Annotated in this window: 22 protein-coding genes and 1 pseudogene; 10 read left to right on the top strand and 13 right to left on the bottom strand. The window is 69.9% G+C overall.

Annotated features, from left to right (window positions below):
• Window positions 1–245: 245 nt before the first annotated feature.
• On the bottom strand, window positions 246–1,475 hold the full coding sequence (locus AB0J66_RS38695) for a GTP-binding protein (protein ID WP_364671972.1): 1,230 nt from the start codon (window positions 1,473–1,475) through the stop codon (window positions 246–248).
• A gap of 44 nt (window positions 1,476–1,519) precedes the next feature.
• On the opposite strand from AB0J66_RS38695, the gene rpmB reads away from it, so the two are divergent.
• From rpmB to AB0J66_RS38680, 3 genes are all read left to right on the top strand, one after another.
• Window positions 1,520–1,756 (top strand): 50S ribosomal protein L28, encoded by a 237-nt coding sequence (rpmB, locus tag AB0J66_RS38690; RefSeq protein WP_364671970.1) that lies wholly within the window; start codon window positions 1,520–1,522, stop codon window positions 1,754–1,756.
• Window positions 1,757–1,837: 81 nt separating this feature from the next.
• Window positions 1,838–2,512: a TetR/AcrR family transcriptional regulator gene (locus tag AB0J66_RS38685; protein ID WP_364671968.1), complete on the top strand. Its 675-nt coding sequence runs from the start codon at window positions 1,838–1,840 to the stop codon at window positions 2,510–2,512.
• A gap of 63 nt (window positions 2,513–2,575) precedes the next feature.
• Window positions 2,576–3,730 carry an NAD(P)/FAD-dependent oxidoreductase gene (locus AB0J66_RS38680; RefSeq protein WP_364671966.1) on the top strand — a complete coding sequence of 385 codons (1,155 nt, stop codon included), beginning with the start codon at window positions 2,576–2,578 and terminating at the stop codon, window positions 3,728–3,730.
• 38 nt (window positions 3,731–3,768) lie between these two features.
• On the opposite strand, the gene AB0J66_RS38675 is transcribed toward AB0J66_RS38680, so the two are convergent.
• The 4 genes from AB0J66_RS38675 to AB0J66_RS38660 all read right to left on the bottom strand — a co-directional run bounded on the left by AB0J66_RS38675 (window position 3,769) and on the right by AB0J66_RS38660 (window position 8,302).
• The gene (locus AB0J66_RS38675; protein ID WP_364671965.1) at window positions 3,769–5,139 is read right to left on the bottom strand and encodes a GH1 family beta-glucosidase; all 1,371 of its coding nucleotides are present in this window, start codon (window positions 5,137–5,139) and stop codon (window positions 3,769–3,771) included.
• Window positions 5,136–5,915, bottom strand: a complete 780-nt coding sequence (locus AB0J66_RS38670; RefSeq protein ID WP_364671987.1) for a carbohydrate ABC transporter permease — start codon at window positions 5,913–5,915, stop codon at window positions 5,136–5,138. Before AB0J66_RS38670 ends, AB0J66_RS38675 begins: the two co-directional genes overlap by 4 nt.
• Window positions 5,916–6,034: 119 nt before the next feature.
• Window positions 6,035–6,967 (bottom strand): sugar ABC transporter permease, encoded by a 933-nt coding sequence (locus AB0J66_RS38665; RefSeq protein WP_364671963.1) that lies wholly within the window; start codon window positions 6,965–6,967, stop codon window positions 6,035–6,037.
• Window positions 6,968–7,030: 63 nt separating this feature from the next.
• A complete protein-coding gene (locus tag AB0J66_RS38660) occupies window positions 7,031–8,302 on the bottom strand; it encodes an extracellular solute-binding protein (protein WP_364671961.1) in 1,272 nt (423 codons plus the stop codon).
• A 276-nt stretch (window positions 8,303–8,578) separates the two neighbouring features.
• Here AB0J66_RS38660 and AB0J66_RS38655 point away from each other — a divergent pair, with 276 nt between their 5' ends.
• Both AB0J66_RS38655 and AB0J66_RS38650 read left to right on the top strand, forming a co-directional pair.
• Window positions 8,579–9,592 carry a LacI family DNA-binding transcriptional regulator gene (locus AB0J66_RS38655; RefSeq protein ID WP_364671959.1) on the top strand — a complete coding sequence of 338 codons (1,014 nt, stop codon included), beginning with the start codon at window positions 8,579–8,581 and terminating at the stop codon, window positions 9,590–9,592.
• 181 nt (window positions 9,593–9,773) lie between these two features.
• Window positions 9,774–13,223, top strand: a complete 3,450-nt coding sequence (locus tag AB0J66_RS38650; RefSeq protein WP_364671958.1) for an AMP-binding protein — start codon at window positions 9,774–9,776, stop codon at window positions 13,221–13,223.
• A 9-nt stretch (window positions 13,224–13,232) separates the two neighbouring features.
• Here the strand turns inward: AB0J66_RS38650 and AB0J66_RS38645 are convergent, their stop codons facing one another.
• The 3 genes from AB0J66_RS38645 to AB0J66_RS38635 are packed head-to-tail and all read right to left on the bottom strand — an operon-like array spanning window position 13,233 to window position 15,870.
• The gene (locus AB0J66_RS38645; protein WP_364671956.1) at window positions 13,233–13,892 is read right to left on the bottom strand and encodes a response regulator transcription factor; all 660 of its coding nucleotides are present in this window, start codon (window positions 13,890–13,892) and stop codon (window positions 13,233–13,235) included.
• Window positions 13,889–15,043, bottom strand: coding sequence for a histidine kinase (locus AB0J66_RS38640; RefSeq protein ID WP_364671955.1), 1,155 nt, complete (start codon window positions 15,041–15,043; stop codon window positions 13,889–13,891). Before AB0J66_RS38640 ends, AB0J66_RS38645 begins: the two co-directional genes overlap by 4 nt.
• Entirely contained in the window at window positions 15,040–15,870 is an 831-nt protein-coding gene (locus AB0J66_RS38635; RefSeq protein ID WP_364671953.1) for a CPBP family intramembrane glutamic endopeptidase, read from the bottom strand. Before AB0J66_RS38635 ends, AB0J66_RS38640 begins: the two co-directional genes overlap by 4 nt.
• A gap of 146 nt (window positions 15,871–16,016) precedes the next feature.
• On the opposite strand from AB0J66_RS38635, the pseudogene AB0J66_RS38630 reads away from it, so the two are divergent.
• Window positions 16,017–16,541, top strand: a pseudogene (locus AB0J66_RS38630) (SDR family NAD(P)-dependent oxidoreductase); the annotation flags it as partial.
• Here AB0J66_RS38630 and AB0J66_RS38625 read toward each other — a convergent pair.
• Together AB0J66_RS38625 and AB0J66_RS38620 are read right to left on the bottom strand one after the other, a co-directional pair.
• Window positions 16,494–17,123, bottom strand: a complete 630-nt coding sequence (locus tag AB0J66_RS38625; protein WP_364671985.1) for a SpoIIE family protein phosphatase — start codon at window positions 17,121–17,123, stop codon at window positions 16,494–16,496. The pseudogene AB0J66_RS38630 and the gene AB0J66_RS38625 sit on opposite strands and share 48 nt — an antisense overlap.
• A 224-nt stretch (window positions 17,124–17,347) precedes the next feature.
• Entirely contained in the window at window positions 17,348–17,521 is a 174-nt protein-coding gene (locus tag AB0J66_RS38620) for a CsbD family protein (RefSeq protein WP_364671952.1), read from the bottom strand.
• A 400-nt stretch (window positions 17,522–17,921) separates the two neighbouring features.
• Between AB0J66_RS38620 and AB0J66_RS38615 the strand changes: the two genes are divergently transcribed.
• Window positions 17,922–18,890, top strand: coding sequence for a sensor histidine kinase (locus tag AB0J66_RS38615; RefSeq protein WP_364671950.1), 969 nt, complete (start codon window positions 17,922–17,924; stop codon window positions 18,888–18,890).
• Window positions 18,891–19,040: 150 nt separating this feature from the next.
• A complete protein-coding gene (locus tag AB0J66_RS38610) occupies window positions 19,041–19,889 on the top strand; it encodes a DUF6531 domain-containing protein (protein WP_364671949.1) in 849 nt (282 codons plus the stop codon).
• A gap of 163 nt (window positions 19,890–20,052) precedes the next feature.
• On the opposite strand, the gene AB0J66_RS38605 is transcribed toward AB0J66_RS38610, so the two are convergent.
• Together AB0J66_RS38605 and AB0J66_RS38600 are read right to left on the bottom strand one after the other, a co-directional pair.
• Entirely contained in the window at window positions 20,053–20,499 is a 447-nt protein-coding gene (locus AB0J66_RS38605) for a hypothetical protein (protein WP_364671947.1), read from the bottom strand.
• Window positions 20,500–20,774: 275 nt separating this feature from the next.
• Window positions 20,775–21,239, bottom strand: coding sequence for a hypothetical protein (locus AB0J66_RS38600; RefSeq protein ID WP_364671945.1), 465 nt, complete (start codon window positions 21,237–21,239; stop codon window positions 20,775–20,777).
• Between the two features lie 142 nt (window positions 21,240–21,381).
• Here AB0J66_RS38600 and AB0J66_RS38595 point away from each other — a divergent pair, with 142 nt between their 5' ends.
• Entirely contained in the window at window positions 21,382–22,356 is a 975-nt protein-coding gene (locus AB0J66_RS38595; protein ID WP_364671944.1) for a helix-turn-helix domain-containing protein, read from the top strand.
• 77 nt (window positions 22,357–22,433) lie between these two features.
• Here the strand turns inward: AB0J66_RS38595 and AB0J66_RS38590 are convergent, their stop codons facing one another.
• On the bottom strand, window positions 22,434–23,279 hold the full coding sequence (locus tag AB0J66_RS38590; RefSeq protein WP_364671942.1) for an aldo/keto reductase: 846 nt from the start codon (window positions 23,277–23,279) through the stop codon (window positions 22,434–22,436).
• An 82-nt stretch (window positions 23,280–23,361) separates the two neighbouring features.
• On the opposite strand from AB0J66_RS38590, the gene AB0J66_RS38585 reads away from it, so the two are divergent.
• Window positions 23,362–23,934 (top strand): TetR/AcrR family transcriptional regulator, encoded by a 573-nt coding sequence (locus tag AB0J66_RS38585; protein ID WP_364671941.1) that lies wholly within the window; start codon window positions 23,362–23,364, stop codon window positions 23,932–23,934.
• Window positions 23,935–23,983 lie beyond the last annotated feature (49 nt).

Here is a 23,983-nt window from a genome sequence, read left to right as displayed (position 1 = left end):
CTGACCGGCCTGTTCGACCGGATCGAGGCCGGCGGGGGCCGGCTGCGGATCAGCAGCCCACCGGGCGGAGGGACCACCATCACGGCGACGCTGCCTGTCACGTCCCCGGCCTGAGTCGTGCAGGCCCTGCCCGGCCGGATTCCCGCGCGGAATCGGGCGACCGAGGCATGTCCAGGTCGGCTTCGGCGGCGACCACACCCTCGAGGTCTCCGGCGCCTGCGCCGCCTGCGGCGGCTGACGGTTCGTCAGGGCGTGGCGGGCTCGGTCACCACTGGCTGGTCCGCGTCCTCGGTGGGGAAGAAGCCGGCGAACGGGTCGGGCAGGGCGCGCCAGCTGTCCGCGCCGTCGGCGAGTTCGGCGTCGGTGAGCAGGCAGGCGCTCAAGGCTGCGGTCATCGCGTCGACGTCGAGGTCGAAGCCGACGAACGACAGCATGGTGTGCCGGTCGCCGTGGTAGGGGTCCCAGGCGGCGTCGGCGGCGAGGCGGCGCATGTCGCTCGCCTCGCTCCAGCGGTCGCGGGGCAGCGCGGCCAGCCAGCGGCCGAGGTTGCCGAGCATGAGGCCGCCGCCGGACGATTCCCAGGCGATGGCCGTGCCGGGCTGGGTGGCGATCCACAGTTGCCCGCGGCCGCGCAGCGCCTCGGCGGTCAGGTCGTCGAGCGCGTCGTGCAGCCGCTGCGGGTGGAACGGCCGCCGGCTCTGGAACAGCATCGCGGTGACGCCGTGCTCGCCGGCCCGGTCGTGGATGCCGATCGGGTAGCCCTCGAGGGCCCGGCCCATCATGCCCGGAGCCGACGGATCGTGGCGCCCGGAGCGCAGCAGCCTCCGGGCGAGCCCCGTGCAGTCGACCTTGGGGCTGTCGCCGATGTGCACGTGCGCCGCCCACGGCGCCAGCCGGTGCAGCAGGGCGGCGAGCCGATCCCGCTCCAGCGCGTCGGCGCCAGGGGTGCTCCACACGACCAGCGTGTCGGCGAACTCGATCTGGCGGGCCACCACGTTCGCCACGCCGCGCTCGTCGTTGCCGGCGGCGTGCAGGCCGCGGTCGCGCAGGCTGTCGGTGCTGCTGAGATCGCCGATCACGCCGGCCGCCTCGACGACGGTGACGTAGGAATCGAACCGTACCGCGTCGGCGACGGCGACCCCGGCCGCGGCGACCGTTTCCGGCTCGACGGCCGGCGGCAGCGCCAGCACCAGGTCACGGCCGGGGTGCTCCCGGCTCAGCCGGGCGAGCGTGGGCAGCACGTCTTCGCGCAACGTGCAGGACACGCAGCCGTGCACGAGTTCGGTGTGGACCTGCTCGAGAATCTCGTCGGCGGTGCGCACGGTGCGCCGGACGACGCCGTCGCGAACGCCGCTCAGGTCGTGCGTGACGAGGATCAGCGTGGGATCGGTGACCAGCAGGCTGCGGGCCACGGCGTCGGTGGCGGCGGCGGAGAAGCCGGCGAGCACGGTCACGTGGGGACGGGAGTCGGTCATGCCCCCATCTTGTTGGAAACGATTTTCATTGTAAAGTCTGCCGCATGTCTTTCGTCTGCGACGTCACCGGCAAGCAGCCGGGTTTCGGCAACACCGTGTCCCACTCCCATCGGCGCACCCGCCGCCGGTGGAACCCCAATGTGCAGCGCCGCCGCTACTTCGTGCCTTCGGAGGGCCGGCACGTGCGGCTGAATGTGAGCGCTACCGGCATCAAGGTCATCGACCGGGACGGCATCGAGGCCGTGATCGCCCGGCTGCGGGCGCGGGGAGTCAAGCTCTGAGAGCCCGGCGGGCCAGGTGTGAGATGTACGCCGCGGAGCGGACGCGGTGCATTCGACGAACATGTTCGCTACGATCGTGTTATGAGCCCGCGCCGAGTCCCCGTCAGCCGCCGTGATCGTCCCGCCAAGTCGCCCCTGAGCCGGGAGGCCCTGGTGACCGCCGCCCTGCACGTCATGCGGCAGGAGGGCCTGGAGCGGCTGACGATGCGACGGCTGGCGGCGGAGCTCGACACCGGGCCCGCTTCGCTGTACGTCTACGTGCGGAACACGGCCGAGCTGCACGGCGCGATCCTCGACGAGCTCGTCGCCGGGCTGGAGCAGCCCGGCGGGCCGGACGCGGGGGAGTGGCGCGAGCAGCTCATCGACCTGCTCTGCGCCTACACCGACTTGCTGTTCGCCCACCCGAGTCTGGCGCGGTCGGTCCTCGCGCTGCGGCCGTCCGGGCCGCACTATCTGCGGTTGATCGACACGATGCTCGGGCTGCTGCTCGCCGGCGGCCTGCCGGCGCGGCAGGCCGCCTGGGGTGTCGACATCCTCTTGCAGCAGGCCACCGCCATGGCGGCCGAGCAGGGCAGCCGGGACGAGTCGGCCGACGCGGACGGCGAGGAGCAGGATCTGGCCCTCGCGGTGGCCGAGGCGACCCGCGACACGTACCCGCACCTGGTCGACGTCCGCGACGAGATCCTGTCCGGCACCGGCGATGAGCGCCGGCGATGGGCTTTCGAAACCCTCATCGGTGGTCTGCGCGCCGGCTGATGTGGCGGCAACGCCTATCCCTGAAAAACACGTTCGTCACGAACTCGTTCATCTGGAGGCATCATGAGCACCCCCACCATCACCATCGTGGGCGCCGGACTGGGCGGTCTGACCCTGGCCCGGGTCCTGCACGTCCACGGTATCGCCGCGACCGTCTACGAGCTGGATGATTCACCAGCCGCCCGCACCCAGGGCGGGATGCTCGACATCCACGACTACAACGGCCAGGTCGCCCTGCGCGACGCCGGACTGTTCGAGCAGTTCCAGGCGATCATCCACGAGGGCGGACAGGCCATGCGCGTCCTCGACAAGCACAACACCGTGCTGATGGAGGAGCCGGACGAGCAGAGCGCCGGCGACCGGCCCGAGGTCGACCGGGGGCAGCTCCGGCAGATCCTGCTCGACTCGCTGCCGGCGGGCACGATCAAGTGGGGCAAGAAGGTCACCGGCACGAAGCCGCTGGGCGATGGCCGGCACGAGCTGAGCTTCGCCGACGGGGAGACCGTCGTCGCCGACGTGCTGATCGGCGCGGACGGCGCGTGGTCGCGGATCCGGCCACTGCTGTCGGAGGCCGAGCCCGCGTACACCGGCATCTCGTTCGTCGAGGTCGACCACGTCGACGCCGACCGCAAGCACCCCGGGCCGGCCTCGGTGGTCGGCGGCGGCATGCTGTTCGCGCTCGCTCCGGGCCAGGGCTTCCTGGCCCACAAGGAGACCGATGGCAGCCTGCACATCTACATCGCGCTCAGGAAGCCGAAGGAGTGGCTGGATGGCATCGACTGGGCCGACGCCGGCGAGGGCAAGGCCGTGCTGCTGGAGGAGTTCGCCGACTGGGCCCCGGAGATCAAGACCCTGATCACCGAGGCCGACAGCGCGCTGATCCCGCGCACCATCAACGCGCTGCCGGTCGGGCACCGCTGGGACCGGATCCCCGGGGTCACCCTGCTCGGCGACGCCGCCCACGTGATGTCGCCGTTCGCCGGCGAGGGCGCCAACCTGGCCATGTTCGACGGCGCCGAGCTGGGCAAGGCGATCGCGGCCAACCCGGGCGACATCGAGAAGGCGCTGGCCACGTACGAGCAGGAGCTGTTCTCGCGCAGCGAAGCAGTGGCCCAGGAGTCCGCCGACAGTCTCGAGCTCATCTTCGACGACAACGCGCCGCAGTCGCTGGCCGACATGTTCGCCTCCTTCGGCGCCCCCGATGCCGAAGTCCACTGAGACGACCAGTCGGTCGTCGATCCACGGCGGTTGCGTCGTCACACGGTGGTGGCCTGCTGCCGGGCCAGCTGCTCGCGCAGCCAGTGGTAGCTGGCCCGCGGGGTGCGATTTCCCGTCGGATAGTCCATGTGGGCCAGGCCGAAGCGGGGGCCGTACCCCCGGGCCCACTCGAAGTTGTCGATGAGTGACCAGTAGAAGTAGCCGCGCAGGTCCAGGCCGGCCTCGGCGGCGGCGGCCACGTGGGTGGCGATGAATCGGACGCGGTCCGGGTCCGGGCCGGGATCCTCGCGCACCTCGGCGACGCCGTTCTCGGTGACGTAGATCGGGGGCAGGCCGGGGAAGCGGGTGGCGAGACCGGTCAGCGTGTCGGTCAGGCCGTGCGGCTCGATCGGCCAGCCCAGGTCGGTGACCGGCACGCCCTCGCGCGGCACGGAGCGTACGCCGATGTCGCAGGCAGTCCGCAGGGCCGGATCAAGCTGCTCGTACGGCGCTGCCGCGGCGTGGATCCGGTAGTAGTAGTTCACGCCGAGGAAGTCCAGCGGGGCGCCGATCAGCTCGAGATCGCCGGCGCGCCGGAACGACAGGTCGCTCACCCCGGCGTACAGCTGGTCGAACCCGTCCGGGTAGGCGCCACCCAGCACCGGATCGGTGAACTGCCGGTTGACCAGCAGGTCCATCCGCGCGGCGGCGTCCCGGTCCGCCTCGGTGTCCGTCGCCGGCACGGCGGGGGACAGGTTGAGCGTGATGCCCACCCGGGAGCCCGGTGCGGCGGCCCGGACCGCCGCGACCGCCAAGCCGTGCCCGACCAGCAGGTGGTGGGCGGCCGCGAGCGCGCCGTGGCCCTCGGTGGCGCCCGGGGCGTGCCGGCCTTCGGCGTAGCCGACGATCGACGAGCAGTACGGCTCGTTCAGCGTGATCCAGTCGCCGACCCGGTCGCCGAGCCGCCCGGCGACCACGGAGGCGTACTCGGCGAAGCGCTGGCCCGTGTCGCGTACGCGCCAGCCGCCCCGGTCCTCGAGGGCTTGCGGCAGATCCCAGTGGTAGAGCGTGACGAACGGCCGGATGCCGCGTTCGCACAGGGCGTCGACGAGCCGGTCGTAGTAATCCAGGCCCGGCTTGTTCACCTCGGCGTCGCCCGACGGCACGATCCGTGGCCAGGCGACCGAGAACCGGTAGGCGCCCGCGCCCAGGCCGTCGAGCAGGTCCACGTCGTCACGCCAGCGGTGATAGCTGTCGCAGGCTACGGCCCCGGTGCTCCCGTCGGCGACGGCGCCCGGGCGGCGGCTGAACGTGTCCCAGATCGAGTCGGCGCGGCCGTCTTCGGCCACCGCCCCCTCGATCTGGTACGCCGCGGTGGCGGCGCCCCAGAGAAACCCGGCCGGCATCCGCGGCAGTTCCGAGTCCGTCATCCTTTGATCGCTCCTTGCATGATGCCGCCGACGATCTGCCGGCCGAGCACCATGAAGATCACCAGGATCGGCAGGGTGGCCAGCAGCGTGCCGGTCAGGGTGAGGGTGTAGTCGGTGGTGTAGCCGCTGGCCAGCGAGGAGAGCGCGACCTGGACGGTGGCGTTGTTCTGCAGCACGACCAGCGGCCAGAAGAAGTCGTTCCACGCCTGCATGAAGGTGAACAGGCCGAGCACCGCCGCCGCGGGGCGCGCGGCCGGCAGCACGACGTGCCAGAAGAGGCCGAACGTGCTGCAGCCGTCGATCCGCCCGGCCTCCAGCAGCTCGTCGGGCACCGCCCGCCCGAGGTACTGGGTCATGAAGAAGACGCCGAACGCGGTGACCAGGCCGGGGACGATCACGGCGGCGAGCCGGTCGGTCCAGCCGATCTCCGACATCAGCAGGTAGAGCGGGATGATGCCGAGCTGTTGCGGCACCACCGACGTGCCGATGGCGACCACGAGCAGCACCTTGCGGCCGCGGAAGCGCAGCTTGGCGAACGCGAAACCGGCCAGCGTCGAGAAGAAGACCACGGAGATCGTCACCGAGCCGCTGACGATGAACGAGTTGAGCAGCGCCTTGGCGAAGTCGGTGGAGTCGAAGACCCGCGCGATGTTGTCGAACAGATGCCCGCCCGGGATCAGGACCGGCGGCACCTTGGCGACGGCGTCGCTGGTCTGCGACGACACGACCAGCGACCAGTAGAGCGGGAAGAGCGATCCGGCCACGACCGCGAGCAGGGCGGCGTAGGTCCAGACCGAGGCCCGGCGCGGATAGCCGAAACCGCGCCGGCGGGCCCGGCTCGGCGGCGCCGGTGTCTCGGCGCGGGTGGACGGTGGGTCGGCGAGAACGGTCACGACTACTCCTCGTCGTTGGCGATGCGCCGGGTGATCAGGTAATTGGCGAGCGCGAAGACGGCGATGACGAGGCACAGCGTCCAGGCGATGGCGGAGGCGTAGCCGAATCGGAACTCACGGAAGCCCTGCTCGTACATGAACAGCGCGGCCGTCTGGAACTGCCGGTCGGAGCCGCCCGTGGGCGTCGAGCTGCCGGCGAACAGCAGCGGCTCGGCGATGATCTGCAGGCCGCCGATCGTCGAGATCACCGCGGTGAAGATGATCGTCGGGCGCAGCATCGGCACCGTGATCTTCCAGAACTGCTGCGCCGACGAGGCGCCGTCGAGCTCCGCGGCTTCGTACAGGTCATGGGGAATGGCCTGCATGGAAGCGAGGTAGATCAGGGCGTTGTAGCCGGTCCAGCGCCAGGCCACGATGATGGAGATGGCCAGGTGGGAGCTCCACGTGTCGGCCTGCCAGTCGACCGGGCCGATGCCGACCACGCCGAGCAGCCAGTTCACCATGCCGAAGTCGCGGCCGAACAGCTGGGTGAAGACGATCGTCACCGCGACGATGGACGTGATGTTCGGCAGCAGCACACCCATGCGCAGGCTGGTGCGGGCCCGCAGCTTGTGGTTGAGCAGGTGCGCGATCCAGAGCGCGGCGAGCAGCTGCGGCACCGTGGACAGCACCCAGATGCTCAGCGTGTTGCCGAGCGAGTTCCAGAAGTACGGGTCCTGCAGCAGCTCGCGGTAGTTGGCCAGGCCGACCCATTCGTGCGCGCCGGCGTCGAGAAGGTTCCAGTCGTTGAACGAGACGTATCCGGTGTAGATCAGCGGGAAGAGACCGAACGCGCCGAAGAGCAGGAAGAACGGGAGTACGTACAGGTAGGGCGAGCCCTTGGTGTCGAGCCGGTTCAGTCTCGCCCGGCGGGCGGTCAGCGCAGGGATGGCCATGGTCGATCCTTTTCTCGCCGGACGGCCGGCGATCCTCAGGGGACCGCCGGCCGTACGGGTGGGCTACTTGGCGAGGCGCTCGACGTCGCTGACGGTCTGCTGCCAGGACTCGTCGGAGCTCTGCTTGCCCTGCTCGATGCGCACCAGGCCGTCGCGGATGGTGGTCTGGATGTCACCGGTGCGCGGGCCCTGGTACTGCGGCTTCAGCTCCTTGGCGGCCGTCGTGAAGATCTTGCCGACCGGCGCGTCGTTGAAGAACGGGTCCTTGTACTGAGCGATCTCCGGCTTGTCGTACAGCGCCGGGATGGAGGGCAGCAGCCCCTTGGAGGTGAAGACCTTGGCCTGCTGCTCGGGCGCGGTGAGCCAGGCGGCGAGCTTCTTCGCCTCCTCGGCGTGCTTGCCCTGCTTGGGCACGGTCAGGTACGAGCCACCCCAGTTGCCGCCACCGCCGGGCACGGCCGCCACATCCCACTTGCCGGCCGCGTTCTTGGACTGGTCCTTGATCTTGGCCATCATCCAGGCGGGGCAGGCGATGGTCGCGAACTGGCCCTTGGCGAAGCCGTTGTTCCACTCAGGGGAGCTCTCGATCAGCTTGGCCGACAGGTTGCTCTGCACCGCCTGGACGACCAGGTCCCAGGCCTTGCGCACCTCGGGGTTGTTGCCGACGACGACGGTGTTGTCCTCGTTGTAGAAGCCCACCGGGGCCTGCCCGATGACGGCGTTGTACAGCGCGCCCGCGCCGTCGAAGAACGCGGTGCCCGCCGGCGCCTTCTCGGTGTACTTCTTGCCCTGCTCGATGTACTTGTCCCAGCCGCTCGCCCACGACGCGGAGACCTGGTCGCGGTCGGTGGGCAGGCCGGCCTTCTGGAACAGGTCGCGCCGGTAACAGATGGCCAGGCCGCCGACGTCGGTGCCGTACCCGATCTGCTGGCCGTCCTTGGTCAGCGACGCCTGCCACTTCCAGGGCAGGTACTCCGACTGGCGCTCGGTGCCGAGGTCGGTGAACTGCTTGCCGACCTCGCGCATCTGCGCGATGAAGCCGGTGTCGACCGCCTCGATGTCGCCGGCGCCCGAGTTGGTGGCAAGGTGCGTGGCGAGGTTGCGGTGATGATCGTTGTAGGCGGCCGTGCTTTCTTTGATCTTGACGTTGGGGTTCGCCTTCTCGTACTCCTCGTACAGCTCCTGGTAGCCGAAGTTGCCGAACAAGTTGACGTTCAGCGTGACGTTGCCGCCGTCGCTGCCCGCGCCGTCGTCGCTGCCGGAGCCGCACGCGGTCAGCATCACCGCGGCCACCGCCGCCGCGGTCACCGCCCGCACGGATCGAGACAAAAGCATGGCAGTTCTCCCCTTTTCACCTGATGTAATCGGTTACATGAAACCGGTTACATACCGCAGAACGGAAGTGTCGAACGAGCTGAGTCGATAGAAAGCCCGGCATGGATGCGGCCGGAGAATCACTTCGAAGGAGTGGGTGTGGCCCCTTGAGCGAAGAGTCTGCATCGATGAGTGCCGCTCCCGTCAAGTCACGAAACGGTAACGCGATCCACTGTGTTGACTCGTCCGACACGGCGCTGTTACGGTTTTGAAACCGGTTACATTAGGGTGTTCGCCGTGTCCAGCATCAGAGAATTGGCACGCCGGTGCGGCGTCTCCGTCGCCACCGTGTCCCGCGTCTTCAACACCCCGGAGGTGGTCAGCCAGCAGACGCGCCAGCTCGTTCTCGGCATGGCCGCCGAGATCGGGTACCTGCCGAACGAGTCGGCCCGCACCCTCGCGACCAAGAAGTCACACATGGTCGGCCTCGTGTGGGACACCGACCACCGCCGCCCCGGCTGGCGGCATCCGTTCCTGCAGGACATCCTGGTCGCGCTGAAGAGCGCGCTCAGCACACACGGCCTCCACCTGCTCATGCTCGCTCCCGACCCGGGCGCCGGCCCGGGCGACCCGAGGCGTTTCCTGCGCGCCGTCCAGCGCCACAACGTCGACGGCGTGGTCATCATCGACAACGGCAGCCGGGACCCCGCGGTGCTGGCCCTGGTCGACGCCGAAGTGCCCTGTGTCGCCCTCGACCTGCGCTTCACCGGGCCGAACTGCACCTACATCACCTCCGACAACGCCGGCGGCGGCCGGCTGGCCGCGACCCACCTGATAGAGCGCGGTCACCGGCACATCGCCACGATCACCGGTCCGGCCCGCAACTGGCCGGCCGCGCAACGCCTGGCCGGCTTCCGGGAGGCGCTCGCCGAGGCCGGGATCCCCCTGGCCGACGACGACGTCGTGGCCGGCGACTTCTATCTGGACAGCGGGCACGCCGCCATGACGAAACTGCTGGCCCGCGACCCCCGCCCGACCGCCGTGTTCGCCGCCGGCGACGAGATGGCGGTCGGCGCGATCAAGGCGATCCGTGAGGCCGGCCTGCGTGTGCCCGGCGACGTCGCCGTCATCGGTTTCGACGACATCGAGGTGGCGGCGCTGATCCCGCCCGGCCTGACCACCGTCACGCAGGACAAGACCGGCTTCGGCACAGCGGCCGCGGAGTCCCTCATGGCCATGCTCGCCGGCACGGCGACCCCACCGGAACCGACGACACTGCCCACCACGCTGATCCTCCGCGGCTCGACCTGAGCGCCCGGCTCGCCGGCGTCCGGTGCCACCGGCCGAACGACCGCCGGTACGAAGAGAACGGATGACCGGTGCGTCGAGCAACCGTACGGACAATTCGGCAGCTCCACAGCGGAACCGGTTCCCGCCCCGACGACCGGTGTAACGTCCGAAACCAGTCACTCCCCATTCATCGGAGTCCCGGATGTCCGCGAGCCTGCTGACCACCATGGCCGACCGGCTCGACGCCGCGCCCGGGGCGCCCCTCTACACGTTCCTCGATCGCCACGGGAAACAGATCGACACCGCCGACCACCAGGAGATCGTGCGACGGGCGGCCGGCATCGCCGACTTCCTGCAGGCGGCCGGGGTCGCACCCGGCGACCGCGTGCTGCTCGTCTTCCCGCCCGACGGTCTGGAGTTCGTCGCGAGCTTCTTCGGGTGCATGCTCCTCGGCGCGATCGCGGTCCCGGTGGCCGGCCCGGACCCGCGGCATCTCGACCGGGAGCTGCCCAAGCTCCGGCACATCGCCGAGGACTGCGGCGCCCGCGTCGCCCTCACCCATGCGAAATACCGCAGGCTGATCACGCTGGCCTCGGTCCGCGACGGCGTGGCGGGCCGCTGGCACGGCCGCGAGACGTCGAGCTGGCCCGACCTCGCCTGGCTGCTGTCCGATCGCGCCAAACGCGCCGATCCGGAAGCGGCCGCGGCCCGGCTGGCCCGCGCGGCCGCCCGGTTCGGCCCGGACGACGTCGTGTACCTGCAGTACACCTCCGGCTCGACGTCGGAGCCCCGGGGCGTCGTCGTGCGGCACCGGAATCTGACGCACAACCTCGAGCTGATCGCGCGCAACACCCTGGTCGACAGCGAGTCGGTGCTCGTGGGCTGGGTGCCGTTGTTCCACGACATGGGTCTGGCCGGCGGGATCCTCAACGCGATGTACACCGGGGCGCGCTGCATCGCCTTCTCCTCGATGACCTTCCTTACCTCTCCGCGTCTCTGGCTCGAGGCGATCGATCGCTACCGCGGCACGCACATCGCCGGGCCCAACTTCGGCTACGACTACGTGTTGCGCGGTCTGCGCGACGGCGACTCGTTCGACCTCTCGTCGGTCCGCTCCACCCTGCAGGGCGGTGAGCCGATGCTGGCCGCCACGATGGACCGCTTCGAAGCCGCGTTCAGCCGGATGGGCTTCGATCCGACGTCGTTCGGCAACGTCTACGGCATGGCCGAGGCCGTGCTGTTCGTCTGCGGCCGGGTCGGGCGGAGGCCGACGCTGCTCCACGGGGACCGGGCCCGGCTGGATCGCGACGGCGTGATCGTCGCGCCGGCCCCGGGCGCACCCGCGGTGACCCTCGTGGGCAGCGGCGTGCCCGACGCGGAGTGGGGTGTCTCGGTGATCGCCGTCGACCCCGTGACCCGGCGGCCGTGCCCGCCCTACGCCGTGGGTGAGCTGTGGATCTCCAGTCCCAGCGTGTCGAGCGGTTACTGGGGACGGACGGAGGAGGAGAACGCGGCCGTCTTCGCCGCGCGCCTGACGACCGGGAACGGCCCGGACGACGGGCGGCGTTTCCTGCGTACCGGCGATCTCGGGGTGATCGGCGACGACGGCGAGGTGTTCCTGTGCGGCCGCCTCAAGGACGTCATCATCGTCGGGGGCCGCAACATTCATCCGCAGGATCTGGAAGCGGCGGTCGTGGCGGCCGATCCGATCCTGCGGCCGGGTAACGCGGTCGCCTTCGGGGTGCGGGTCGACGGCGTCGAACGGGTCGTGGTGGCGGCCGAGCTGCGCAGAAAGGCCCTGCGGAACAGGAAGCCGATTCCGCTGGACCGCGCGGCCTCCGCGATCCGGGCCGCGGTGACCTCGCACTGCGGAGTGCAGTGTCACGAGGTGCTGCTGCTGAGACCGGACACCATCCCGAAGACGACCAGCGGAAAGCTGCGGCGCGCACAATGCAAGCGCCAGTGGACGGCCGGCTCGCTGCGTTCGTCGGTGATCTCGGGACAACGCAGGCTGACGCGAAAGACGCTGCCCCGGCTGGGCCCGGGCGGCGAGCCGGATTACGTGCTCCGGCTGCTGCAGACCGAAGTCGCGGAGGTGCTGCGACTGGCCGACCCGAACGACGTAGCGGTGGATCGGCCGCTCCTCGACGTCGGCCTCGACTCGCTCGGGTTGATCGATCTGGCCCAGCGCGTCGAGGATCGGACCGGTGCACGCCTCCCGCCGGCGAGTTTCGGCAACGACTCGACCCTGCGGGCGATGGCGGTCACGCTGGTACGGCACTTCGAGCCGGCGCCTCCCGAGCCGGGCGAGGCGCCGGACACCGGTGACGTCCCGTTCAGCGCCGCCCAGCGGCACGCCCTGGAGACGGGGCATTGGGACGGGGGAACCCGTACGGTCATGCTCGACGTCCACCGGCCGCTCACCCCCGACCGCCTCCGCCGGGCCGCGTCAGCGCTGGTCGCCCGGCATGAAGCGCTGCGCCTGCGGTTCCGCCGGGACGACGGCCGATTCGCGCAGCGCTACGGCGACGTCGAGGGCAGTTTCGCCGTCGAGTCGGTCACGCTGGACCGGCCCGACGCGCTCCCGTCGCTCCTGCTCGAGCAGCATCGCCGCGTCAACGTCGAGCACGGCCGGCTGATACGTCTCCTCCTGATCGAGACCGGCCCCAGGCAACGCCTGTTCATCGCGGTCAACCACCTCGTCATGGACACGGTCACGCTCGGCATCCTGCTCAACGACCTGGACCAGCTGTGCCGGCTGGACGAACAGGCCGAGCCCCTGCGGCTGGCCCGGACATCGGCGCGCTTCGAGGTGTTCTCCGGCTGGCTGAACGACTTCGCCCGCGGGGGCGCCAAGGCGGATCTGGAGTTCTGGCGGGCTCAGCTCGCAGTCCCACCACCGGCCACCTACGACCCGCTGACGCTTCCCGGCGTACAGACCGAAGACCTGGCCTCCGCCAGTCACCGCCTGCCGCCCGAGGAGACGCGTGCGCTCCGCAACGTAGGAATGGCCGGGCCGGGCGCCGGTCGCGCACCGCTCGCCACCACCCTGCTCACGGCGCTGGTCCGGACCGCTCAGCGCCAGTGGAGCTGCGGGCGTCTCGTGGCCGAGCTCTCCGGTTCGGGCCGACAGACCGCCGTGCACGGCCTCGATCTCTCGCGCACGGTCGGCGATCTGCACTGCACCTTCCCGCTCGCTTTCGACGACAGCCGGTCCCAGGACCCAGCCGAGACGCTGACCGCGGTGAGCGAACGGCTCGCCGGTGTCCCGTCCGCCGGTCTGTCCTTCCAAGCTCTCAAGTACCTGAACGACGATCCGCACCTGCGACAGAGCCTCCGCCAGGCCCCGGCTCCGACGCTGGGGTTCAACTTCCAGGGCGAGATGCCGACGCGGAGCCGCAGCGGCCTCTTCTCGCTGAGCGCGGCCGCCATCGCCGACGTGCGGGATCCCGGGGCCGGCGTGCGGCAGCCGCCGCTCCACGTCGAGTGCGCCGTCGCCGGCGGCACGACCCGAATCGTCTGGACATACTCGCCCCGGCGGCTGTGGTGGACCGGAGCCGAGATCGATCAGTGGATGGCCCGGTTCCGAACCGAGCTGCACGACCTGGCCCGTACGGGTACGGCCTTGCCGAGCCGGCTCGGCAGGGCCTGAAGTGCCGAGCTAGGTGCACAGGCCTTGGCGGTACGCGTAGACGACCGCCTGCACGCGGTCGCGCAGGCCCAGCTTGGCCAGGATGCGAGACACGTACGTCTTGACGGTCTCCTGACTGATCACGAGGGTCGCGGCGATCTCGCCGTTGGACAGGCCGTTCGCGATCAGGCGCAGCACCTCCAGCTCGCGCGGGGTCAGCGCCGGGTCGACCGTGGCGCCGTCGGCGGGCCGGATGCGGGCCGCGTACCGGCCGACGAGCTGCCGGGTGACCTCGGGCGCCAGGAGGGCGGCACCGGTCGCGACCGTGCGGATGCCGTGCAGCAGCTGGGCGGGCGGAGCGTCTTTGAGCAGGAAACCGCTGGCCCCCGCGCGCAGCGCCTCGTACACGTACTCGTCGAGGTTGAACGTGGTGACGACGAGAACCTTGACGGGGTCGGCGACGCCGGCGCCCGCGAGCAGCCGGGTGGCCTCGATGCCGTCGAGCACTGGCATCCGCACGTCCATCACGACGACGTCGGGCCGTACCCGGGCGGCCAGGTCGACGGCGGCGCGGCCGTCGCCGCACTCGCCGACCACCTCCAGGTCGGACTGGGCGTCGATGATCGTCGCGAAACCCATCCGGATCAGCGCCTGGTCGTCGCAGACCACCACCCGGATCGAGGCCGTCATGACGGGCTCCCGGCGGGGATGCGGGCCCGCACGACGAACCCGCCGTCGGCGCCGCGGCCCGCGCTGAACTCGCCGCCGAGCACGCCGACGCGCTCGCGCAGCCCGGCCAGGCCGCGGCCGCTGCCGCCCGGGGACGCGAGCCGCGACCCCGCGTCCTCGGTGCTCACCTCAACCGTCGTCTCTCCCGGCGCGTGGCGCACGTGGACGGCGGTGCGGCTGCCGTGCGCGTGCTTGAGAGCGTTCGTCAGCGCCTCCTGCACGACCCGGTACACCGCGACCTCGGTGCTGCCGGACGTCTGCGGGGGACCGCCGTCCTCGGTGAACTCGACCGGCTGCCCAGCCTGCCGGGTCTGCTCCACCAGGGCGCGCAGCTCCCCGACGGACGGGGTGAGCGGTTCGGCGCCGTGCTCCGGGTTCAGCAGGTCGAGCAACTTGCGCAGGTCGGAGACGGCCCGGCGGCCGGTCCCGGTGATCGCGGTCAGGGTCAGCTCCAGGCGTTCCGGCTGGGCGGTCAGGTAGCGGGCCGCCTCGGCCTGCACCACCATCGCCGTCACGTGGTGAGTGACCACGTCGTGCAGCTCCCGGGCGATGCGGGTGCGCTCGGCCGCTCGGCTCGCCTCGGCCACGGCCCACCGGCGTTCCGCCTCGGCGGCGCGGGCGGTCCGCAGGTGCGAGCCGAACCACCACAGCACCGCCATCCCCGCGTAGAAGGTGGCGAAGCCGGCCGGGCTCTCGGACGCGCCGTTCCCGGCGAGCGCCACGGCCAGCGCCCCGTACCCGACGGTGACCAGCACGACGGTGGTGCGCCGGTACCGCTCCAGGTGGGCGCCCGCGCTGAACACGGCGACGGTCAACGCGGTGGCGGCGAGGGTGTGGTACCCGCGGAGCTGATCGGCGGCGAACCCGAGCGACACCAGCGCCAGGCCGGCGGCCGGCCAGCGGCGGCGGATCGCCAGCGGCAGGCACTCCACGGCGACGACGGCGACCGCGAACGCGTCCAGCGGCCGGGTGGGCACATCGCCGACCTGGGTGCCGTGGCTGTTCACCTCGGGCGCCAGCGAGACCAGGGCCAGCGCCAGCGCCAGGGGGAGATCGCGGACCGGGACGGGGAGCCTCCGCCACCGCTCCGCGACTCGCGCGACATCGATCATCGGGCAACCGTAGCGACCGCGGTGACGCCGGCACTCCGGCCACCCGGCCGGACGATGTGACCGCGGCGGTGGGCCACGATGAGGAAGACGAGGGTCAGCAGGGTGCCCGCGCCGACCGCCGCCACACCGCCCTCCGGGCCGAACTCGCCGCCGGTGAACAGCTCCGGACCGGTGATCGTGACGTCGAGCAGGCCCCGGCCGAGGCCGTTGCCGGACGACGTGAGGCTGAAGATGCCGGCCAGCAGGAAGTTCCAGGCGAAGTGCAGGCCGATGGGCACCCACAGGTTGCGGAAGGCGGCGAAGCAGGCGGCCAGCATGAACCCGGCCTCGACGGCGATGGCGAGCGCCCCCCACAGGGTGGCCTCGTCGTTGAACAGGTGCATCGCGCCGAATGCCACACCGGTCAGGATCAGCGACGGGTACGTGCCGAGCCGCTCCTCGACGATCCGGAACAGCACCCCCCGGAACAGTACCTCCTCGGTCACGGCGGCGGCCGCCATGAACCCGAGGATGCCGAACGTGTTCGGCACCGAGCCGATGCCGCCGACGTGGAGGCCGCCGTTGAAGGCCAAGTTGACCGCGACCGACGCGAACATCGCGGAGCCGATCAGCGCCCCCGCGAAGAAGCGGGAAACGCCGCCGGCCAGCTCGGTGACGTCACGATGCTCGGTGCGCCGCACCACCCAGCGGTAGGTGATGATGACCAGGACCGCCGACAGCAGGCCGGCCGCGAGGGTCAGCCACGGGTTGTCCTGCACCGCGGCGGTCGCCTGACCGCCCACCACCATGACGGCCAGCACGGCCAAGAACTGCTTCACGAAACGCATGACGACTCCTCCACCAGGCCCGCGGCCCGGGCGCCGCGCTGGAAGGAACGCTATGGATCAACGGCCCGGAAATCGTCACCGCATGGTGGACACCTACGCGTAGCTCGCTCGGGGGACAAAAACCGGGTCCTGCCGCAGTTTCAAGGATGGCCGGCTCCTGTCCCTCCTGCGAGGGACAGCCGAGTGTCCACTGTTTTCTCTCAGCGATCTCTCTAGCGTCGTCGGCACGAGAAAGGGCACCAGACGCCGGAACGGAGAACAATATGCACACGCTCGTCATGACGGGCGCAACGCGAGGGATTGGACGCTTCGCCGCCGCCGCCCTGCTGCAGGACGACCCGAAGCTCCGGCTCGTCGTCCTCGCACGTGAGACCACCACCGCCGAGGCGGTGCGTGAGCTGCGGGCCGATGACCGGGTCACGGTTGTGAACACCGAATTGGCGAGCATCGACAGTGTCGAGTCGGCCGGCCGAGCCGTGGGCGCTCTGCTCGACGGGGGAGACCTGCCGCCGCTGCGAGGGTTCGTCGGCAACGCGGGCGTCCAGTTCACCGATGCCCTGCACACCACGCCGGACGGCCTCGAGACGACGTTCGCCGTGAACGTGCTCGCCAACCACCTGCTGCTACGGGCACTCGAATCCCGGCTCGTCGGTCCGGCCCGGATCGTGATCACGAACAGCGGAACACACTTCGGGGATCTGCGGCACACGTACGGACTGACCCTGGCGCCACGCTGGGCCGACCCGAACGTCCTGGCCCGGCCCGGCGCCTTCCCCTCGCCGGCAACCGTCGCCGCGGGCTACACCGCGTACGCGACGAGCAGGCTCGCGGCGATGTACCTCGTGCACGAGTGGACGAGACGCCTGCCCCGGGGCGTGGACATCGTCGCGCACAGCCCCGGCCTGGTCCCCGTCACCGGGCACGGCCGGCACGCCAGACCCTTCCAGGGCTTCCTCCACCACGACAGGTGGCCGTTTGTCGCCCAAGGCGACCGGCAGGGCGGTGGGCGTGGACAGAACCTTGACGACTTGGCCGGCGCGCAGCACGATCCGGCTGGGATGACCGGCCGAGATGACTCGCAGCAGCCCGGTCCGCTGATCGATCTCGGCGAGCACGGCGGTGATTAAGCCGGCGCGGTCGTGGCCACGGACCGCCTGGTCGATGTGGTGGTAGGTGTCGACGAGGGTGAGGCCGGCCCGGCGGGCGTTGCGGTAGGAGCCCAGGGCCAGCGAGGCGAGGATGACGGCGCGCATGCCACCGGTGGAGCCGTGCCCGGGACCGGGGCCGTTCCGGCCAGCACCTCGACACCGCTCATGAACTCTCCCTCGCCTCAGGTGAACCCACCGATGGTGCCTTGAGGCAACCCGGAATCGGGTCCGCTGGTGTGAACGTCACAGCCGGCGGATCAGATCACCTGATGACAACATGGGAGCAGGCCGCGACATTGCGTCGCGGCCTGCTCCCATGAGGCTTGAGCTCAGGACTTGAAGGCGTCCTTGATGTTCTCGCCGGCCTGCTTCAGCTTCGAGCCGCCCTGGTCGGCCTTACCCTCCGCCTCGAGGCTCTTGTCGTCGGTGGCCTTGCCGATGCCTTCTTTGGCCTTGCCGCCGAGCTCCTCGGCCTTGTTGTCGACCTTGTCGTCGAAAGCCATGGCAATACCTCCACGTCGTCGTACTCGAGTGCTGCACGAGGTACGTACCCCTGAGAAGGCATGTCAACCGGTGTGCATGCGGCGCCGCCCTGGGGAGCGGATACGAAAGGTGAGGCCCCTGCGGGTTGAGGTCACACAGTCGGGGTACCCATTGGAATGGTTCACCCCTTTTCGGCCCCATAGGAGATCTCGTGCCCGCTACCATGCCGGCCTTTTCGCTCGAACCGTGTGCCGCCCCGGCGCCGAGCTGCCCGCAGGTCGACCGCAGCGTGGAGACGATGCAGCGCCTGCGGCACCCGTTCCAAACGCAGCTGGACCGCGACGACCACGACACCGCTCCCGGTGCGTCACGATAGCCCGGCTCAGCGGCCGAGCCGCCGCGCCGGAGCGCGGCCACGGTATGGTGCACACAGCGCTGATCACTGACTCCGGCGACGAGCTGCTCACCGTGCTCGCATCCGAGCTGCGCCGCTCGGCGGGCCGCTACGACGAGATTCTGCTCGTGGTCGGTGAAGACACCCGCACGGCGCTGGCCGAGCACATCGGCGACGTCGACGGCGTACTGCGCTGGGGCGACCCATCGGCCTTCTACCAGCGCCTCGGATTCGCCTACGAAAACTTCCGCCACTACCTGGCCGAGCAGCACACCGCCGGCCGCCGCATGCACGTGATCGCCGAGCCGGACCTGGACACCGGCGTGGACGCCGGGCTGCACGCCGACCGTACGGCCGCCTACCTGGCCTACGAGGCGGTCTGCAACGACAGCTACGCCCCCTACGACGGGGCGGTCACATGTATCTGGAACCGGCGGCATCATCCGGCCGCTGTCCTCGACGGCGTCCGCGCCACCCACCGCTACCTTCTCACCCCCGCCGGCCGCCTTCCGTCCCCGCTCTACCTGGGCGCCGAGCGCTACCTGACCCAACGGCACAACCTGCCGCTGCAGCCCGCTCCGGCCGACGTCGACCACGAACTCGTCTTGACCGACGTGGCCGATCTGAGCCGGTTACGCACGGTGCTGCGCCCCTGGGCCGGCAAACACCATTTCGCCGAAGAACCGGCCGATGACGTGGTCGTGGCCGCCGTCGAAGTGGCCGCCAACGGCCTGCGTCACGGCACTACGCCGGTACGTGTACGCGCCTGGAACGGCCACGACACCCTCATCGTGCAGTGCGACGACACCGCAGGCCGCCCCATTGCGGCCACGGCCGGCTACCGCCGCCCCCAAATGACCGGCGCCGCTCCCGGCGGCCGTGGGCTGTGGCTGGCCCGGCAGCTCGCCGATGTCGTGATCACCGAATCGGTCCCCGGCCGCACCTCGGTCCAGCTGCATTTCCCGTACGAGGTCATGCACCCCACCCCGGACTAGCGGCACCTCGTTCTCGTCGCGGGCCCGGTAGGCGCGCAGCGTGCTGGCGCCGACCGCGGCGACCTCAGTCGCCGCGCCGACCCGGACACCGGCGCCACCACCACCCTGGCTAGCTCACCCGGCCGATACGACCACCTCGGCTTCGGCACCGTGTCGGGCCGGTGGCTCTACATCGCCGGCAGCAGTAACCTTTGGCGTTACGACCTGGTCAGCGGCAACCGCTTCACCTCGGTGCCGACCAATGCCCGGCTCTACGGCGGCGCCCGCAACATCGCCGCCGACGGCAGCTACGTCTACCAGCCGGACGGCCTCGGCAGCCTCTACCGCATCGACCCGGCCACCGGCGCCACCACCCAAATCACCGCCACCCTGCCCTACACCGCCGTTCAGGCCCTGGTCTCGGTCGGCGACTTCCTCTACGCCGCTTACGCCAGCAATACGTCGCCCTACACCGCCACCACCATCACCCGAATCAGCAAGAACTACGGCACCACCGCGCTCATCGCAGGGTCCGGCTTGGTTGGACACGTCGACGGTCTCTATGGCGATGCCAGCTTCACGGCGATCACCGGGTTGGCCTCCGACGGAAAGTACCTGTTCGCAGCAGACGGATCCTCACTACGGAAAATCCTCAAGGCGAAGATCCCGGTCGCCCCAGGCGGGCCTAGCCTGCCAGGCGAGACGATTGGCGGAAGCAACCCGTCGGAAGCTGCGCCGTGCAACGCCTGTCACGGCGACCCCGTGCAAACCGATACCGGCGCGCTGGTCGAACCCGCAACGGACGTGACCGTCTACGACCACGGCGGCACCCTGTCGATGTCTCGCACCTACGGCTCGAACGCCGCCAGCACCAAGAACGCACTGGACTTCGGATGGGCATGGCCGTACGGCATGGCCGTGTCACAACCCAGCGCGAGCACCGCCCTTGGCCCGTGGAGAACACCCACGCCGGGCGGACGGCTTCGAGGGCACGTCCAGGACAGTCTCACCGCGGGGTGACCCGACGCGGGGCAACATGCCGGCCGATGCCGCTGCAGCCTTCGACCGCCCTGATCCGACCGCCCTGATCCGGTCGGTGTGCTCACGGCCGACGGCAGCTGAGGCACGGTGCCGCCAGCAAGAGGCTTTCGCCTCTGCTGACGGCACCCGCGTGGTCACGGCACTAAACGCCGACCTCTCGGTGCGGAAGGGCAACGCCATTTACTCCACCCGCGTTCGCTTCCACGAATCGACTTGTCACCACCCACTGGCCCCAGCACACCGACCAAGTGCCCGGTCCGACGCCGGAGCGCGAGCAAGTCCAGTAACCCAAGTGAGACTTGTCAGCGAAAGCCACCAGATCACCCCGAGCTTCCGCACTGTACAAGGTGGACCGATTGTTGCGTACGATCACCGCCGCCGTCCCGGCGTGCGGCGACGAGTCGCGCTTGACGACGCAGAGCTGCGCGAAAATATCGTTCGCGATCTCCTTTGTTGCGGCACAATCCCAGAAATGTGGGCTGTATTTGATGGGATTGTTATCGTTTTCATAAGATCGCCAGGTGCCTGACGCCGCTGCCGCCGGGCCGGAGGTCACCACGTTCAGTCCGAAAACCGCGGTTGCGATCAAGATTAACGATGCCACTGTCCGCAAATTTCGCATTAACGTCCCTTCAGTATTTGCTGGTAGGTGCGCTAGCGCCTCGATGCGAGACGCTCCTTTCCGGATCGTCGACCAGTGCCGGATCAGGTCGCTCGCCGGCGGGTCTTCCTGAACTCGAGCAAGTCTTTCCAGGCATCCGCCACCGGACCTAGGTGCCGGAGCTTGTCCGGGGCGCCACGAAGCGGACCACCCGAATCTGCCCACCGTGAATGCCGAGTTCCAGGGTGCTCGGCACCGAGCCTTCAGTACTGCGCTTGCAGCGAGTCGCTGCGCTGGAAGACGTTGTACGAGCCGAAGTAGGTCTCGACAACCCGGGCCTGCGCTTGGGTGGCGTACGCCCGGGTGCGGGGGAAGGCGCAGACGGCCGTGTCAGTCTGCGACGTCCGGCCCGATGGAGCGTAGAAATTGGTGAAGGTGTGGCATACGCTCGTCACTGCTCCGTTCGCCACGTAACCCAAATCGATACGGTCCACGAACAGGCCCATAGATGAGTTGTTGGCGAAGTTGACCGTGAAGTACAACTCGTTGTTGTCGGCCCAGGCGCAGGTCTGCCACTTGATCTGACTGGTGATGCTCGAGTAGTTGGAACAGATGTGCCCGCTCTGGCGCGGCGGCACGATCACGTCGGCCCGAGCCGGGTCGGCCGTGATCACCAGAGCGGCCAGGGTCACCGCCGCCGCGGTGAGAACGTGAACTATTTTTCGCATTGCCATGTGCGCTCCCAGAATTGGCTGTGGACTCGTGGTGCCCGTGCCATCAGCAAGGGCGATACCGAGCCTGACGCTCGCTCGATGGGAAGAAAAGTGGCCCGAATGCCATCGATCACGGATTTCGTGCCAATATACGACGATGAATGTCTTCAACCGCGTCGTCGCCTACGCCCCACCCGGCGTAACCGCCTTGGGCCTCGGCGTGACAACCGGAATCTTCGCCGCGAACGGGGTCTTCGATCTCCGTCCCGGTCTTCCGATCTTCGACCTGACGATCTGCGCTCGCCGCCCTGGCATCCTGCGTACCGACAGCGGCGTGCCTTTGCAGATCGAGCACGGCTTGGACGCATTTCCCAGCGCCGAGCTGATCATGGTGTTACCCGGCACCGGGTTCCGCCAGGACCACGACGACGACCTGCTGGAGGCGCTGCGGGCCGCCCACCGACGCGGAGCGATCGTGGCCGGCCACTGTGTCGGGTCGTTCCTGCTGGCCGCCGCCGGCCTCCTCGACGGACTGGACGCGACCACCCACTGGCAGTACGCCGACGAGATGGCCGTCACCTACCCCGAGGTCACGGTGCGCCGCGACGCGCTGTACATCGACCACGGCCAGGTCTCCACCGGGGCCGGAGCCACTGCTGGAATCGACCTGAGCCTTCACCTGCTGCGGACACACCATGGTGCGACAGTCGCCAACCGCATCGCCCGGGACCTGGTCACACCGCCGCATCGTGCCGGCGGCCAGGCGCAGTACCTCGACACCCCAGCCACCTCCAGCAGCGGGGACGACGGGATCGACGAGGTGCTCAGCTGGGCCCGGCAGAACCTTCACCGGCGCCCTTCGGTGGACCAGCTCGCCACTCTGGCGATGACCAGCCGCCGTACGTTCTTGCGCCGATTCCGGCAGGCTACCGGGACGTCACCGCATGCCTGGCTGACCACTCAGCGCCTGTATCAAGCCGAAGAGCTCCTCGAGACCACCGACCTGTCCGTCGAGAACATCGCCCACCACGTCGGCTACACCAACGCCGCCGCCCTTCGCGATCAGTTCGTCCAGCGTCGAGGCGTGCCGCCCCGCGACTACCGGCAGACCTTCCGCAACCGCGAGCCATGAACCACGCCTCGCGGCACGATCCTGCCCGCTTCGTGAAGCCGGTGGAATTTGCCCGTGAGGAGCGTGGGTAGGCATCCTCAGCTGACGGACGCGGTGACGTCGAGCGGGACGTCGCCCGCGGCCATGTTCGCCTCCAGATGGGCCATGGTGGCGGTGCCCGGGATGAGCAGCACGTTCGGGGCGCGGTGCAACAGCCAGGCGAGACCGATCTGTGCGGGCGTGAATCCGGAGGTCGCGGCGGCGGCGATCACCGCCGGGGCGTCGGTCACTTTCGGCAGGTGGGGCGCGGCGCTACCCAGCGGGAAGTACGGCACCCAGGCGATCTCTTCGGCCAGGCAGAGCTCCAGCATCTCCTCGGCGCTGCGGTCGACCAGGCTGTGAGCGTTCTGTACGCAGGCGATGCCGGCCGGCAGTGCGCGGCGGAGTACCTCCAGCGAGACGCTGCTCAGGCCGATCGCGCCGATCTTGCCCTCATCGCGCAGGGCGGCCATTTCGGCGAGTTGGTCGTCGAGGTCCACGACCTGGTCGTCGGGGAGTTCCAGCCCGATCGGGCCGGCGTCGGCGCGACGCAGGTTCACCACCGGGATCTGCTCCAGGCCCAGCGTGGCCAGGTTGTCCTCGACTGCGGCCCGCAGTTCCTCCGGCCGCTGCGCGAACCGCAGCGGGCGCTGCCCGCCCGGATCGGGCGCGGCGCCGACCTTGCTGACGATCAGCACGCCGTCGGCGGGGTGCACCGCCTCGCGCAGCAGGTCGTTGACGAAGCCGAAGCCGTAGAACTGCGCGGTGTCGATGTGGTCGACGCCGAGTTCCACGGCGCGGCGCAGCAGCGCGATCGCGGCGGCGCGGTCGTCGCGCAGGCGGGACAACTGCATCGCGCCGTAGCCGATGCGGGCGACGTGACGGCCGGCGAAGGTGAAGGGCATGCGGACCTGCTCTCGTGCGAGAATGGGGAAGCGGAAGGGCTTCCGCTTACGCACGCTAGCACGAAACGGAAGGCTTTCCGCTTTGACAGATCCCACTTCGGCCTCCGGGCCGGCCAAGGGGCGCGCCGACGCCCTGCGCAACCGGGACAAGGTGCTCGCCGCCGCCCGCGCGGCGCTCGCCGACGGCGGCGAATCCTTGGCGATGGTGGCCGTCGCCCGCGACGCCGGGGTCGGGGTGGGCACGCTCTACCGGCACTTCCCGACCCGTGAGGCGCTGGTCGAGGCGGTCTACGCCGCCGAGCTCGAGGACGTCGCCACGAGTGCGGCGACCCTGCTCGGCCAGTTGCCGCCCGACGACGCGCTCCTCGCCTGGCTCGAGCGGTACGCCGCCTTCCTGGCCACCAAACGGGGCATGATGGACACCCTGCGCAGCAGTTTCGCCGCCGGCCGGATCGGTCCGCAGACCCGCGAGCGAGTCACTGGCGCGTTCCGCGCCATTCTCGACAGCGGGGCGCGGGCCGGCACCCTTCGCGGCGACGTCGACCCGGAGGACGCCGCCGGCATGCTGCACGGCATCTTCCTGACAGCCGGGCACGACCCACAGCGCACCAGTCGCATGCTCGGCCTGCTCGCCGACGCCCTGCGAACCCGCTGACGCTAACAGAGTCTGACGTTGTGGGGCGGGGACGCCGGACAATGCGCGG

This window comes from Actinoplanes sp. NPDC049598 (assembly GCF_040675435.1).
Classification (GTDB): Bacteria; Actinomycetota; Actinomycetes; order Mycobacteriales; family Micromonosporaceae; genus Actinoplanes.
Note: the sequence above shows the minus strand (reverse complement) of the source record. Positions and strands in the feature narration are given on the sequence as shown.